This window comes from Marinomonas pontica (genome assembly GCF_036322735.1).
Taxonomy (GTDB): domain Bacteria; phylum Pseudomonadota; class Gammaproteobacteria; order Pseudomonadales; family Marinomonadaceae; genus Marinomonas; species Marinomonas pontica.
The window spans coordinates 2553003-2566419 of the sequence record NZ_AP027271.1 but is presented as its reverse complement, the minus strand read 5'-3'; the positions used below and the strand labels follow the sequence as shown (position 1 = coordinate 2566419).

The window sequence follows — 13417 nt, the reverse complement described above, 5'->3', positions numbered from 1 at the left end:
TTTTAGCGTTTCCTCTATTGGAACCTTCATTATGATAAATGTATTAACTGGTGTTTTAAGAATAAGTCGTCGCCACGCGGATTTGGCCGCTTTCAGGGGCTGGTTATGTTTTGTTGTTGGCTGTTTATTCTCTTTTCAAACTCAAGCCGTGAGCGTTCATGCCAGCGACATCACTCCATCTATTGATACCACACCCATACTCACGGTCAGTGATTCGGATCGAGTAGTGTCTTTGTCTATGTCTGATATCGAGTCTCTTGATTTGTTTGAGACCGATGACATGACGCACTTTGATGGTCCTAAAGGAAAATTTGCCGGAGTTTGGCTGAACGATTTCTTGAAAAAATACCAACTCGATGATGCGCTTCGTTTACGCTTGCTGGCATTAGATGGCTATGAAGTGTTTCTTCCCAAGGAAGGTCGCGAACGTAAACAATACCTTTTGGTAACCCGACTTAATGGGCTGCCTGTATCCGCCAGTGATTTGGGGCCGTTGATGTTAATTATTCCGTCTGATGCCGACTTGCCTTCCCACCTTGCGGAATCGAAAACGTTCTGGATTTGGGCGATTAATGACATCGTTGCGCAATGAAAATGCTGACAGCGAAGCAAATTCGGACTCGAATATGGCTAATATTTGCTGTTTTTTTAGGGCTTTGTGTTTGGGCTGCGCTGTATTTTCAGCAGCAATCTAAGCAATTGCTAGGGTCTAATTTTACTGCGCTTGTTGTAGATGTGATGCAGGCGCAAGAGGATGTTCATGTCCTCAAACGGTCTTTATCGTATTTGAAAGCGGACAGTCCATTTTTTGACATTCAGGAACTGGAAAAAGCCAAAATTCGCATTCAATATCGTATTCCCATCATTGATAGAAAGGTACGGGCAAGTGTCATTGACTCAAGAGTTTATGAGCCTTATCTGACGAAGTTGAGTGCCGTGGGCGCAGCGTTGCCCGATATGATCAAACGCATCCAAAGGTCAAATCAAGACTCTGAAAATAGGTCGTTACTGATTACTCAGCTGACGAAAATCGAGTTAGACATGGCGGTATCGTATTCTGAGCTTCATCATATTATTCAAGCTGCTTCGGATATTGAGCGGCGACGAAAAGATCAGTTGCTATTGCTTATTTGGGGGTTGATAAGCGCGGTATTTATTGTAGGTTCTGCCTTGCTTGCCACGTTAACACGTCTTTATTTTCACAAAGAAGAACTAACGATACAAAACAATCTGGACCATTTAACGCAATTGCCAAATCGACGTTATATTTCTGAAAAAGCGCAAGCCATTATAGGGTGGCGTCCAGCTCAAATTGGTTTTGCGATTATTGATTTGGATTTGTTCAAAAAGATCAACGACTTATATGGTCATCCCGCTGGAGACGAAGTACTTAAGCACATAGCCGATATTTTGAATCACCATATTGTGGAGCCAAATCTAGTGGCGCGTATCGGTGGCGAAGAGTTTTGCGTACTTTTTTTGAATCTTAGTCAGCAGCAAGTCATGACGTTGTGTGAAGAGATTCGAGTGGCCGTTGAAGAAGCAAAATTAAAGGTAAATAACAGCGTTATGATTCATATTACGCTGAGTATTGGCCTTTACTATCACGAAGGCGAGCGTCAGACGACGTTTAGTCAAATCTATCAATACGCCGATCAGGCACTTTATCTCGCCAAAAAACAGGGTCGAAATAGGCTGGTTCTGCACGACAATGCGATTGTGCATTAGGCTTTTTGAGTTTTCGCTGTTTTCTCGGTTTAATCATGATGGTGTTCGTGACGAACGGCATTCGTGTCAGATTCCAGTGCTTCTAAAATGGTGCAATGTTCGGCGCTTTCTTCACCCCCGCAACAGGCGTCGGATAGCCGTTTGAGCGACGCTTGAAAGCGGATCAATTCGGCTAATTTGTTTTCTACTGTTTGCAACTTTGTATCGACCAGTGTTTTTACATCAGCACAGGCGTTGTTGGCCTTATCCACTTCAATAGACAGCAGCTCTTTTATTTCGGACAGCGTGAAACCGACGTTTTTTGCCCGAAGAATAAACTCAAGTATGTCTTTGTCTTTCTCTGTGTAAAGACGATAGCCAGATTCGGATCGGCTAGACGGTGTGAGTAGTGCGTTTTTTTCATAAAAGCGAAGGGTGTCATGGTTGATGTTACATGCTTTTGCGAGCTCGCCAATTCGATACATACTGTCTCCTTTTCTTTTATGACAACTATACACCTTAGACTTAACTCCAAGGTCAATGGTTGTGTATTTGTCTTGTTATTTAACGGTTTTATATTTCTTTCATGGTCGATGGTTTATATTAGCGCGCAGAATATAGTGATTGGATAATTTTTTGTTGATTGGTAAAAGGTGAATTAGGAATGGATGTATTTCATAGTGTCATTCTGGGGTTGGTTGAAGGGGCGACGGAATTTCTGCCTATTTCTTCTACAGGGCATATGATTGTGGTGAGTCAATGGCTTGGCATGGAGCAAACCGAAGGGAATAAAGCCTTTGAAGTGATTATTCAATTGGCGGCAATATTAGCGGTGATTGCCAACTACAAAGAGCGTTTTACGTTTAAGCATGTGCGTTTGTGGAGTCAGGTTTTTGTGGCCTTTTTGCCTGTCGCTATTGTAGGTTTTTTATTCCGCCATGAAATCAAGGCCATGTTCTCTGTGCCCATTGTGGCGACGATGTTCATTGTGGGCGGGGTGATTTTTTTACTGACAGAACGCTGGTTAAAAGACAAAACGGCGAGTGTGGACTCGTTGGAATCGCTGACAATGAAGCAGACGTTATGGATTGGTTTCGCTCAAATATTTGCGCTAATTCCAGGCACCAGTCGAGCAGGTTCAACGATTATCGGGGCGTTGCTAGTTGGGGTTAGTCGTAAAGTGAGCGCGGAATTTTCGTTTTTATTGGCCTTGCCGGTGATGGTCGCGGCGTCTGGTTACGATTTGCTTTCAAGTTATAAAGAATTCGCAGGTGAGCAGCTGATGCCTTTGATTATTGGCTTTGTGGTGGCTTTCCTCAGTGCGTTTGTGGTGATGAAATTGTTTATGGTGTTTTTGGAGAAATTCACCTTTGTGGCTTTTGGCTGGTATCGCATTATCTTTGGCGCGTTGTTGCTGTTTTTCGCTTAATCGTTACAAGAAAATCAAGGTGTTGTTTGACAGGGAGCCGAGGTTTTAAGGCTTTACAGACAAGAAAGGATGTTTTGTAATGTCCTTTCTTGTGTTGATGTCGATTTATAGGGAATGTGGATAATGCGTCGTTTTTTTCCAATCGCCACATTGGTGTCTGTGCTTATCAGTGGCTGTGCTTCTTCGGACAATGCGCCCGTTCATCGTTCGTTGGATTCCTTTAAAGGCGCTTCGGCTTGTTACGATCGTGAGTTAGAACCCTACACCCCTGTTGTTGATACACACCTTCATTATCGACCCTTTGACGGACGTGCCATTCCGTTTAATGAGGTGAATGAATATTTGTCGCGCACCTCAGTTCGTTTTGCCAATGTGTACGGCATTGGGCAAATGTTACCGGCCAATTCTTCTTGTTCTAATTACTTAACCTGCCCTGGCACTCCCGTGTCACCCACAACGCGCAATGATTTTGTCAATGCCGCGAACATGGTGGAATTTAAACCTGATGATCTTCATCTCACTCTGTCGATGACCTTTACGGATTTGTCTAATCCGGAACCCACTGTGGCGCTCATGAAGCTGTATGAAAAGGAATATCCGGGGATGTTTCACTGGATGGGAGAAGTGAATCTGGTTAAACAAGCGCAATTTTATAACCGCCATCAAGCGGCGACACCGCAGGATATCGAACAATGGGCGGGGTTTATGGCGGAGTTGAGAGCCAGAGATTACCCAATCACCATTCATTCGGACATTGGTAACAATGCCAATGCCACTCTCTATTTGCCCTTAATGGAGCAGGCTTTGGCGTTGTATCCAAACAATAAAATGGTGTGGGCTCATATGGGGATCTCTTATGAGCAAACCAATTTGAAGGCGACGGAGCACATTGCGATTTTATCCCGTTTGTTGGATCAATATCCTCATTTGATGTTGGACATTTCGTGGCGAATTTTAGAAGACTATTACTTCAGTAAATCCGGCAATCGGGATTTATATGTTCGGTTTCTTAACCAGTATTCAACGCGGATTCTTCCTGGATCTGACTTTGTGGCGTTTCGAGACAACAGCTTTAAGGTGTATCAATCTGAGTTGGAGGCGACAAGCCGCATTTTGCAGTATTTGGACGATTCGGCTTTTCGTAATATTGCGTTAGGGGAAAACTATTTCCGCTTACTGGCTCTCGATTATCAAGCTCCGGCGGTTTGTCAGTAATCTGTTGCCAGTCATCTGTTGCTAGTAGTCTGTTGTCGGCTTTTGTGCCGTTAATGCGGCACGGCTTCCATTGTTTATCCATTCTCTTACGTTGTGAATTCTGTCCATATGTTCCATGCTTTTGTATGTCCACTGAACAGTAGGAGCAAAAGTATGGAGAATCGGATGTCTGATGCGTCCAGTCGTCACCAGTCGTTAGGCGAAGAAATCGCCAATAGTCTCAGTCATGGCTTGGGACTAGTGGCGGCGATTGTGGGAACGCCTTTTCTTATTTTAAGTGCCATCGATTACGCTGATGTAAGTTTTATCGTGGGAGTGAGTATTTTCTCCGCCACGATGATTTTGCTGTATTTGGCCTCGACGCTTTACCACGCTATGCCAAAAGGAAGGGTAAAGTATGTGTTTCGAGTTATTGATCATTCTGCGGTGTATTTATTGATTGCCGGAACCTATACGCCTTTTATGTTGGGCGTGTTACAGGGCGCATGGGGATGGTCTTTGCTGGTGTCGGTTTGGGTGCTGGCCTGTATTGGTGTGTGCCTTAAAGCTTTTGGTAAGGCGTCGCATCCTGCTATTTCTACCACTCTGTATGTGGTGTTAGGTTGGCTTATTATTGTTGCAATCAAGCCGCTTATTTCATTGATGGAGCCAATGGGCTTGCTTCTTTTAGTGCTTGGCGGTGTGCTTTACACGCTGGGCGTGGTGTTTTTTGTACTGGACTCACGGTTGCGATATGGGCATTTGGTTTGGCATTTGTTCGTTGTGGGCGGCACGGTTTGTCATTATTTTGCGATTTTTTATTATGGGGCTTAGCGCGTTTGCGCTGCGTATCTTCTTAAATAGATCGGGTGTATATTTCCGACTGCGTGCGCTTAACTGGCAAAAACGCCTTTCTCACCTTATTAGCGTTGTGGTTTTATGACTATCTCTTTGAAGAATGTATCCGATATTGACGTTACGTGCGCCAATTGCCAAGCATGTTGTTGTCGTATGGAAGTGATGATCATCAGTGATACTGGGGTGCCTGATAAGCATATTTCGGTTGATGAATGGGGTGGCGAGACCATGCTGAGATTAGACGATGGTTGGTGTTCAGCGGTAGACAGAGACACATTTCTTTGCACCATTTACGAGAATCGTCCATGGATTTGTCGAGAGTTTGAAATGGGATCAGATGAATGTCGAGACGTCTTTAATGTTGTTGAATAGCAGAACGCTTTATGAATGAGGGATGCGATGAACGCTATCACACTTGGGTTTAATCCCGAATATTCGGAAAAAGCGCCAACTCAAGAAGAGATTGGTGCGCTTAAGGGGCGCGTGATTTTGGAGTTTGGTGCCCCTTGGTGTGGGCATTGTCAGGCGTCACGAAATGCACTTGAAGACGTTATGAAGGACAATCCTACTTTGGCTCATATCAAGGTGTTTGATGGTAAGGGGAAACGGCTGGGGCGCCAATATGGCGTGAAGCTTTGGCCTACGTTAATTTTGCTGAACGATGGTGTGGAAGTGTGTCGCGTGGTGCGTTTTACGTCCAGAGAAGACGTTCAGGCTTTGTTACACACTGATATCAATGAGTCGACCAATGGTTTTATCTGATGCCTCAATGACTTTTGCATTGGCTTTCGCATCCAGCTCGCTGCTTTTGGCTTCGATTAAACCGTCTTGAATGGGGGAACCATATAAGCCCGAATCCTTCGTTTGATCCGAGCCTAGTGTTTGTTTGGAGGCATCGGCCACTTTTTGACTGGCTTGGTCTAGTCTGTCTTGGCTGCGTTGAAAGCCTTGCTGACCATAGAGAAATGACGAATTGTTGATTTGCATTGGATGACCTTCGTTTTAGTCTGTCTGTGAATACTAGCATAGTTGTGTGGTCGTTTTTTAATCAATGTTTGTTTTTTTATGTTTCAAAATGATGGTTTTATCGTGTCAGGGGATTGGATGAAAAATTGGCCGTTTAGGTGCTTTGTGGCGAGCGTGCTGGTGATTTTTCTATCGCCTGTCGTGGCGGACACGGTATTGGATACCGCAAATTTGAATGCCGCAAACTTGGATGCTGTAAACAGAGCGCGTTTCTATGACGTTATTGATACAAGTAGATACGATATGGCACCCGCTTCTGCGGCGATGACCCATAAAATAGACGCATTGAGTTATGCATTAATGGGGGCTGAGTATGTTGGTGGCCGTGTCGGAGAGGGACAGCTGGCAAAATACGATAAAGACCCATTGAGCCGTTTTGATGTATTTGACTGTACGACGTATGTAGAAACGATTCTGGCTGGCGCATTGTCGGTGTCTTCGGCTGAATTTGAATCCAACTTACAACAAATACGTTATCAGAATGGGCACGTGGATTTTGTCTCACGCAATCATTTTCCGAGTGTGGATTGGTTTCGAAATAACCAAGACAAGCTTATGGATATCACGCCCGAAGTGGCAAAGGGTCGAGCTGCAGTGGCAAAGGCAGTGATCGACAAATCAGCTTGGTATCAACATCTGGGCAGCGACGTGATTCATTGCGACAGTGACCTGTCTGATTCGTGTCAAATATTGTTAGAGCAATTGCATTCTGAAGGTGATGTGTTTCGCGCTGAGCCTGCTTTTTTGCCTTATGTGCCGCTGACCGCCTTGTATGATGGAGAGGATAATCAGCCTAATATGGCGTTATTAGACCGTATTCCCTCTGGCAGTGTGATCAGTATGGTGCGACCCAATTGGGCATTAAAAGACTATATTGGGACAAATATGAATGTGTCTCATCAGGCGCTTGCTATTCGAAAAGAGGGAGTTTTATTTCTACGACACGCCAGTCAACGATACAAAAAAGTCATTGATGAAAACTTTGCTGAGTATTTTGCGCAGTATTCTCCTGCTTCGTCGTTAAAAGGCTTTAACGTTCACGTGTTACGACATTAAGGCCCGACTATTTTTTGCGATTTCGTTGTTTGAAATTGGTGCTGAAATGTTGAAGGTGCAATTCAAGGGCATCACATGAAATGGTAATTTCCCGAACTGACAAGTAGAGCGAATACATCAGGCAAACTAGGCTAGCACCAAAAATGTAACTGCCGATTTGCTGGTACTCCAGATAAATTGCCATCATCGATAGGACGCATAAGAAAAAGCTGATCACGCCTGCTTCTTGCATTCGTCGGATCAAATAAATGCGTTTGCGTAAATTGGTAATTTGTTCCGTGATATTCGCGTCTTCAAGCTTCGGGTCGAAGTTACGGATAATGGACGCAAGAGTGACAAACCGATTGGTGTAAGCCAGCAGCAATAAAGAAACAGCGGGAAAGAGCATAGCGGGAGTGGTTAACGTAATGATCATGTATGGCCTTCTTAAACCTGTGTTCGACAGCGGTGCTTATTGCACGATGCAAAGCGCTTGAAATGAATGAAACAAAAGGGTTCTAACACTATTTAGTCTCTTTATATTACGCTTACTGTGCGCTTTTTTGTACTGTCTCTTGCGGTTCTGAAAGTATAGAAAATAAGCGTTGTATCCCCCCAACTTCCTTCTATAATGCGGCTATATTTTCGTTCCGTCTATCGGTATAGAGTGAGATAAAAATGAATGATTTTTTCAGTATTGGCTTATTAATTATTGCCGGTGCTTTGTTTGCTATGTCTGAAATAAGCATGGCTGCGGCTAGAAAAATCAAGTTGCGTGTTTTGGCGGATGAAGGCGATGTGAAAGCCTTGGCGGTCTTGAAATTACAACAGAAACCCGGTGCCTTTTTTGCCATGATTCAAATTGCGTTAAACGCGATTGCGATATTAGGCGGTATTATTGGTGAGCAAACATTAACGCCCTATATTAAGAAGGTTGTTGAGTTCGTTTATTCTGGGCCATTGTTGGATCAAATCAGTTTTGTTTTGTCTTTCCTAAGCCTTACGTCTTTGTTTATTTTATTTGCTGATTTATTGCCAAAACGTTTGGCGATCATCATGCCAGAAGCCGTTGCGATACGCATGGTGACGCCCATGTTATGGGTGACATTTTTGTTAACACCGGTGGTTTTCTTATTTAACGGCATCACCAATACGATTTTGCGTTTATTTAATGTGCCGATAGAACGCGAAGAGATTGTGACTACTGAAGACATTGTTGCCATGATGGACGCTGGCGCAGAAGATGGCAGTTTGCAAAGCCAGGAATACCAAATTATTGGCAGTGTGTTTGAGCTGGAAACGCGCAATATTGCCAGTGCGATGACGCCGAGAGACCAGATTATTTATTTTGATGTTGATGAAAGCAGTGAAGAGATCAGTCAAAAAATTATCGACCACCCGCATAATGACTTTTTGGTGTGTAACGGCAGCCTAGACAAAATAGAAGGCATCATAGATTCCAAAGAAATATTACGCTTGGTATTAAAAGGCGAGCCAGCTCAGATTCGCCCAGATAAAGTGGATAAAGAAGTTTTCTATTTACCTGAGACGCTGACGTTGTCCGAAGCTCTAAATGCGTTCCGAATGGCGCCTCAAGCCTTTGCCGTGATCGTGAATGAATACGCTACTATTGTCGGTATTGTCACAGTGAAAGATTTGCTAGGCGGCTTTATGGGGGGGTTACTCACGCCACATGATGAGGAGCAAATCGTACAACGCGATGCCAACTCATGGTTGGTAGAAGGATTAACGCCAATCAATGATGTCATGCGCAGTCTGGATATTGAGGAATTCCCTGATCGAATCCAATACGAAACCATTGGTGGTTTTATTACCTACAGTTTAAAACGATTACCCAAACGGACGGACTTTTTTGTTCACGAAGGGTACAAGTTTGAAGTGCTGGACTTAGAAGGTGTAAGGGTTGAACAGCTGCTGGTTACGAAATTGAAATAGCATTGCTAAGCAATGACGCCTTTACTAAGGTGCCGCGCAGAAGTCACAGAGCGGCACCAATTGGCGTAATAAAATCGTAAAACCTTACCACGTGAATCACACCGCCAAAAAATATTGCTTAATCCTCGACTTTTGGCCATTAAATCACTATATTCGCCCACCTTTGTGTTTATATTTTGTACGCTAATCCAGTGGCAGACGTAAACGGCTTTCCATTCTTTTTTTCAGGGCTTACTTTTGATTTCCACGGCTAATATCACCATGCAGTTTGGCGCAACGCCATTGTTTGAAAATATCTCAGCAAAATTTGGTAACGGCAATCGTTACGGTTTAATTGGCGCGAATGGATGTGGTAAATCCACCTTCATGAAAATTCTGAGTGGTGCTCTGACACCCACCTCAGGAAACGTCTCTATTACACCGGGTGAAAAAGTCGGTACTTTAAGCCAAGATCAGTTCGCGTTTGAAGAATACACGGTGGTTGATGCTGTGATCATGGGCGATGTGGCGCTGTGGAAGGTCAAGCAAGAGCGTGATGCAATTTACGCTAAGCCAGAGATGAGCGAAGAAGACGGTATGCGCGCTGGTGAGCTTGAAGCAGAATTTGCCGAAATGGATGGTTACAGTGCGGAAAGTCGCGCAGGTGACATTTTGCTGGAAGCGGGCATCGCAGAAGAGTTTCATTTTGGTTTAATGAGCCAAGTTGCACCGGGTTGGAAGCTCCGCGTTTTGTTAGCCCAAGCGCTTTTCGCTAACCCAGACATTTTGTTGTTGGACGAACCAACCAACAACTTGGACATTCACACCATTAACTGGTTGGCGGGTGTGTTGAATCAACGCAAATGCACCATGATTATCATTTCTCACGACCGTCACTTTTTGAACTCTGTGTGTACACACATGGCAGACATCGATTTTGGTGAGTTGCGTATTTATCCAGGTAACTACGAATATTTCATGGAGGCGTCGTCTTTGATTCGCGAACAGTTATTGACTGAAAATGCGAAGAAAAGTGCTGAGATGGACGACCTTCAAGCGTTCGTTAATCGTTTCTCGGCTAACGCATCTAAGGCTAAGCAAGCCAGCTCTCGCGCTAAAAAATTAGAAAAGATCGAATTATCAGAAGTAAAACAATCTAGCCGTATGACGCCGTCTTTGATGTTTAAACAAGACAAAAAGCTTCATCGTCACGCTCTGATTCTAGAAGACCTAGGCCACGGCTATGATGAGTTGTTGTTTTCTGGCGGCAATATGATTTTAGAAGCGGGCTCTCGTTTGGCGATCATTGGTGAAAACGGCGCCGGTAAGACGACTTTTTTGCGTTGTTTGATGAATGAATTGAACGCGAAACAGGGTGAGATCAAGTGGGCTGAAAACGCGGTTATCGGCTATTGCCCACAAGACAGCACAGAAGACTTCGATTGCGACTTGACCTTGTTTGATTGGATGTCGAAATGGCGTACCGCTAAGCACGACGACTTAAAAGTGCGAGCTATGTTGGGACGTTTGTTGTTTACGGCCGATGATTTCAACAAAAAGGTAAAAGTGTGTTCCGGTGGTGAGAAAAACCGTTTGCTGTTTGGCAAGCTGATGATGATGGATTTGAACGTTCTCGTCATGGATGAGCCAACGAACCACATGGATATGGAAGCCATCGAAGCCTTAAACAACGCTTTGTTGGAGTTTGATGGTACATTGATCTTTGTTAGCCATGACCGAGCCTTTGTGTCTTCTTTGGCGAACCGTGTTATCGAAATCAAGGGGCAGAAAGTCGTTGATTTCCAAGGCACTTATGATGAGTATCTTGCTCATCAAGGCTAATTTTCCTCGCGTATGATACGCATTGTAAAGCCACTTACTGACATGCGCTGTAAGTGGCTTTTTCGTTTAATACTGTCTGGGTTTGTTGTCATACAAGGAGCATTTGATGGACCATAATACATTAAAGCAGTATCTGCTATCGAAGCCAGAAGCAGAAGAGCATTACCCGTTTGATGATTACACGGCGGTGTTTAAAGTGCAGGGCAAAATGTTTGCGCTATTGATAAAAAAGCAAGGCACGCCATTGCTGAATCTCAAATGTGATCCGGGGCATGCGATAGAGCTGCGTGACATTTTTCCTGAAGTGATTCCTGCTTACCATATGAATAAGCGCCATTGGAATTCGGTTGTTCTGCAGGGGGACTTGCCAGCAGGTGAAATCCAACGACAAATAGACCATTCGTATGGTTTGGTTGTGAAAGGCTTAAAGAAATCCATTCGGGAAGGGTTGGAAGTTCGACATGGAAAGCCTGCCTTATACGCGGGAACTCTTGATCAAAACCAAAGCAACCAACAGTCTGGATTATAGAGTGTTGGTTGCTGGGGATGACTGTTTCACAGCTTGAAGATAGACATGACTTCTTTGGTTTCTTTGGCTGTTTCGGCCAGTGATTCACTGGTGACATTATTTTGCTGAACTTGCTCTCCGGCTTTGGCGGAAAGTTCAGAAACGTTGATGTTTAATTGATTGAGTTTCTGCACGGCGTCACTTTGCATATTCACACTTTGAATGACGGTGTGGCTTGCTCGGTTAATATCGTCGACAGAGGCGGCAATGTCTTGCAAATATTGTGTGGTTAGGTTGATCTCTTCGGTGGTTTTTTGTGACTGTTGATGGCTTGCAGTGATACGAGCTTCTGCTTCTTTTGCACCACTTTGCAGTTTGCTAATCATGTTTTGTATTTCATCCGTGGAGGCCTGAGTTCGACTTGCTAGGCCACGCACTTCATCGGCAACCACGGCAAAGCCGCGGCCTTGTTCTCCCGCTCTGGCGGCTTCAATCGCGGCATTCAATGCCAATAGATTCGTTTGTTCTGCAATGGCGCTGATGACATCCAAGACAGAGCCGATGGTCTGAGACTGTTCGGCAAGCTGAACAACGGTTTGCAGACCGGATTCCAATTCATGGGATAATTTTTCAAGCGATTGCACTGTTTGAAGGATAGAGCTTTGCCCTGTTTGAGTTTTTTCGACTGTAGATTGCGCAGACGCCAAGGTGGATTGTGTGCTGTCGATCACTTCATTTTTAAAGCTGTCTACTTCGGTAATGGTATCAGCCATCTGCGCAAACATACCTTCACGTTGTTGGGTAATGGCTTTTGTTTTTGCAGCAACTGATTTTAACTCTAGGCTTTTGTGTTCAACTTCTTGGTTGAGTGACACTGCTTTTGTAAGAGTCTTAGAAAGACGATCGACAAAGGTGTTATACGATTTGGCAATTTGCGTTAATTGGTCTTTTCCAGATTCTGGTAGGCGTGTTTTTAAGTCGCCATCACCTTCCGAAATATTGTGCAGAACAGCCTGAATTTGTCCGATAGGTTGTAAAATAGATCGAACAATTAGGATGGATAAGAATAGGGCGATGAGAATAATGCCTGCGCTGATTAGGCCAAGGCGCGCGACCTCTTTCTGGAATTGGCTGTTTACATCGTCTAGATAAATGCCAGAGCCAATAATCCACCCCCAAGGCGCAAAACCTTGGACGTAAGAAATTTTTTCAACCGGCGTTTCGTTCCCAGGTTTTGGCCAGAGGTAATCAACAAACCCCGCGTTTTGAGCTTTGACGACTTTAACGAATTCTGAAAACAGTTTTTTGCCATTGGGATCCTCTAAGTTCGATAGGTCTTTGCCATCCAAGGCGGAGTTGACGGAGTGCATTACCATGTGGGCATTGTAGTCATTGATCCAAAAATATTCAGACCCAGCATAGCGAGTATTTTTAATGGTTTCCATGGCGTAACGCTGCGCATCTGAGCGGTTGATTTGACCTGTTTGTTCCAATTGGTGGAAATACTGAAAAACACCGGTTGCGGTTTCCACCACATGTTTTGTTTGGGCGTATTTTTCATCGAGTAATGATTGTTTGTTTACCGTTAGAGAAAGATAAACAACGAGAACCAATCCCAATGAAAAGAAGACGACCAAGCTGGTTAAACGCAGACGGATAGGTATGTTTCGTAGAGAATTAATCATAACGTCACCCTTATTATTGCTGTTTTTATGATGGCCTGTGGGGAGCTATTTCGTTTTGATGAGCGCATTTTTTTTGTACGAGCCTTTTAATATAAGCACAATGTCTTGTATCTGTCATTTTCGTGTCATGTTTTATCGCTACTTTCTTACTCAGTCTCCTTACCAGTCAAAGGAGTTAGGTATTTGTTAGGCGAATAA

At 44.1% G+C, this 13417-nt stretch carries 15 protein-coding genes; 11 read left to right on the top strand and 4 right to left on the bottom strand.

Annotated features, from left to right (window positions below; all coding sequences use genetic code 11):
- The first annotated feature begins 31 nt into the window (after window positions 1-31).
- Both AABA11_RS12055 and AABA11_RS12050 read left to right on the top strand, forming a co-directional pair.
- A complete protein-coding gene (locus tag AABA11_RS12055) occupies window positions 32-592 on the top strand; it encodes a hypothetical protein (protein WP_338268250.1) in 561 nt (186 codons plus the stop codon).
- Window positions 589-1728 (top strand): GGDEF domain-containing protein, encoded by a 1140-nt coding sequence (locus AABA11_RS12050; RefSeq protein ID WP_338268249.1) that lies wholly within the window; start codon window positions 589-591, stop codon window positions 1726-1728. The genes AABA11_RS12055 and AABA11_RS12050 overlap by 4 nt, the downstream gene beginning before the upstream one ends.
- Before the next feature lie 29 nt (window positions 1729-1757).
- On the opposite strand, the gene zntR is transcribed toward AABA11_RS12050, so the two are convergent.
- Complete coding sequence (gene zntR, locus AABA11_RS12045; RefSeq protein WP_265728087.1) at window positions 1758-2192, bottom strand: Zn(2+)-responsive transcriptional regulator; 435 nt, start codon at window positions 2190-2192, stop codon at window positions 1758-1760.
- Between the two features lie 179 nt (window positions 2193-2371).
- On the opposite strand from zntR, the gene AABA11_RS12040 reads away from it, so the two are divergent.
- The 5 genes from AABA11_RS12040 (at window position 2372) to AABA11_RS12020 (ending at window position 5950) form a co-directional block, all read left to right on the top strand.
- Window positions 2372-3136: an undecaprenyl-diphosphate phosphatase gene (locus tag AABA11_RS12040; protein ID WP_265728088.1), complete on the top strand. Its 765-nt coding sequence runs from the start codon at window positions 2372-2374 to the stop codon at window positions 3134-3136.
- A gap of 123 nt (window positions 3137-3259) precedes the next feature.
- Window positions 3260-4351, top strand: a complete 1092-nt coding sequence (locus tag AABA11_RS12035; RefSeq protein WP_338268245.1) for an amidohydrolase family protein — start codon at window positions 3260-3262, stop codon at window positions 4349-4351.
- A 165-nt stretch (window positions 4352-4516) separates the two neighbouring features.
- Window positions 4517-5164: a PAQR family membrane homeostasis protein TrhA gene (gene trhA, locus AABA11_RS12030; protein WP_338268242.1), complete on the top strand. Its 648-nt coding sequence runs from the start codon at window positions 4517-4519 to the stop codon at window positions 5162-5164.
- A gap of 105 nt (window positions 5165-5269) precedes the next feature.
- Window positions 5270-5560, top strand: a complete 291-nt coding sequence (locus AABA11_RS12025; RefSeq protein ID WP_265728091.1) for a YkgJ family cysteine cluster protein — start codon at window positions 5270-5272, stop codon at window positions 5558-5560.
- A 27-nt stretch (window positions 5561-5587) separates the two neighbouring features.
- Window positions 5588-5950, top strand: a complete 363-nt coding sequence (locus AABA11_RS12020) for a thioredoxin family protein (RefSeq protein ID WP_338268239.1) — start codon at window positions 5588-5590, stop codon at window positions 5948-5950.
- Here AABA11_RS12020 and AABA11_RS12015 read toward each other — a convergent pair.
- Window positions 5909-6175 carry a hypothetical protein gene (locus AABA11_RS12015; RefSeq protein WP_265728093.1) on the bottom strand — a complete coding sequence of 89 codons (267 nt, stop codon included), beginning with the start codon at window positions 6173-6175 and terminating at the stop codon, window positions 5909-5911. The two genes, AABA11_RS12020 and AABA11_RS12015, sit on opposite strands and share 42 nt — an antisense overlap.
- A gap of 78 nt (window positions 6176-6253) precedes the next feature.
- Here AABA11_RS12015 and AABA11_RS12010 point away from each other — a divergent pair, with 78 nt between their 5' ends.
- Window positions 6254-7270: an N-acetylmuramoyl-L-alanine amidase-like domain-containing protein gene (locus AABA11_RS12010; RefSeq protein ID WP_338268237.1), complete on the top strand. Its 1017-nt coding sequence runs from the start codon at window positions 6254-6256 to the stop codon at window positions 7268-7270.
- Window positions 7271-7277: 7 nt separating this feature from the next.
- Here AABA11_RS12010 and AABA11_RS12005 read toward each other — a convergent pair whose 3' ends face one another.
- Window positions 7278-7685 (bottom strand): DUF2721 domain-containing protein, encoded by a 408-nt coding sequence (locus tag AABA11_RS12005; RefSeq protein ID WP_137169322.1) that lies wholly within the window; start codon window positions 7683-7685, stop codon window positions 7278-7280.
- A 242-nt stretch (window positions 7686-7927) separates the two neighbouring features.
- On the opposite strand from AABA11_RS12005, the gene paeA reads away from it, so the two are divergent.
- The 3 genes from paeA (at window position 7928) to AABA11_RS11990 (ending at window position 11555) form a co-directional block, all read left to right on the top strand.
- On the top strand, window positions 7928-9205 hold the full coding sequence (paeA, locus tag AABA11_RS12000) for a polyamine export protein PaeA (RefSeq protein ID WP_338268235.1): 1278 nt from the start codon (window positions 7928-7930) through the stop codon (window positions 9203-9205).
- Between the two features lie 237 nt (window positions 9206-9442).
- The gene (locus AABA11_RS11995; protein WP_338268233.1) at window positions 9443-11026 is read left to right on the top strand and encodes an ABC-F family ATPase; all 1584 of its coding nucleotides are present in this window, start codon (window positions 9443-9445) and stop codon (window positions 11024-11026) included.
- Window positions 11027-11132: 106 nt separating this feature from the next.
- Complete coding sequence (locus AABA11_RS11990) at window positions 11133-11555, top strand: MmcQ/YjbR family DNA-binding protein (RefSeq protein WP_338268231.1); 423 nt, start codon at window positions 11133-11135, stop codon at window positions 11553-11555.
- A 26-nt stretch (window positions 11556-11581) separates the two neighbouring features.
- Here the strand turns inward: AABA11_RS11990 and AABA11_RS11985 are convergent, their stop codons facing one another.
- A complete protein-coding gene (locus AABA11_RS11985; RefSeq protein WP_338268229.1) occupies window positions 11582-13219 on the bottom strand; it encodes a methyl-accepting chemotaxis protein in 1638 nt (545 codons plus the stop codon).
- Window positions 13220-13417: the final 198 nt, after the last annotated feature.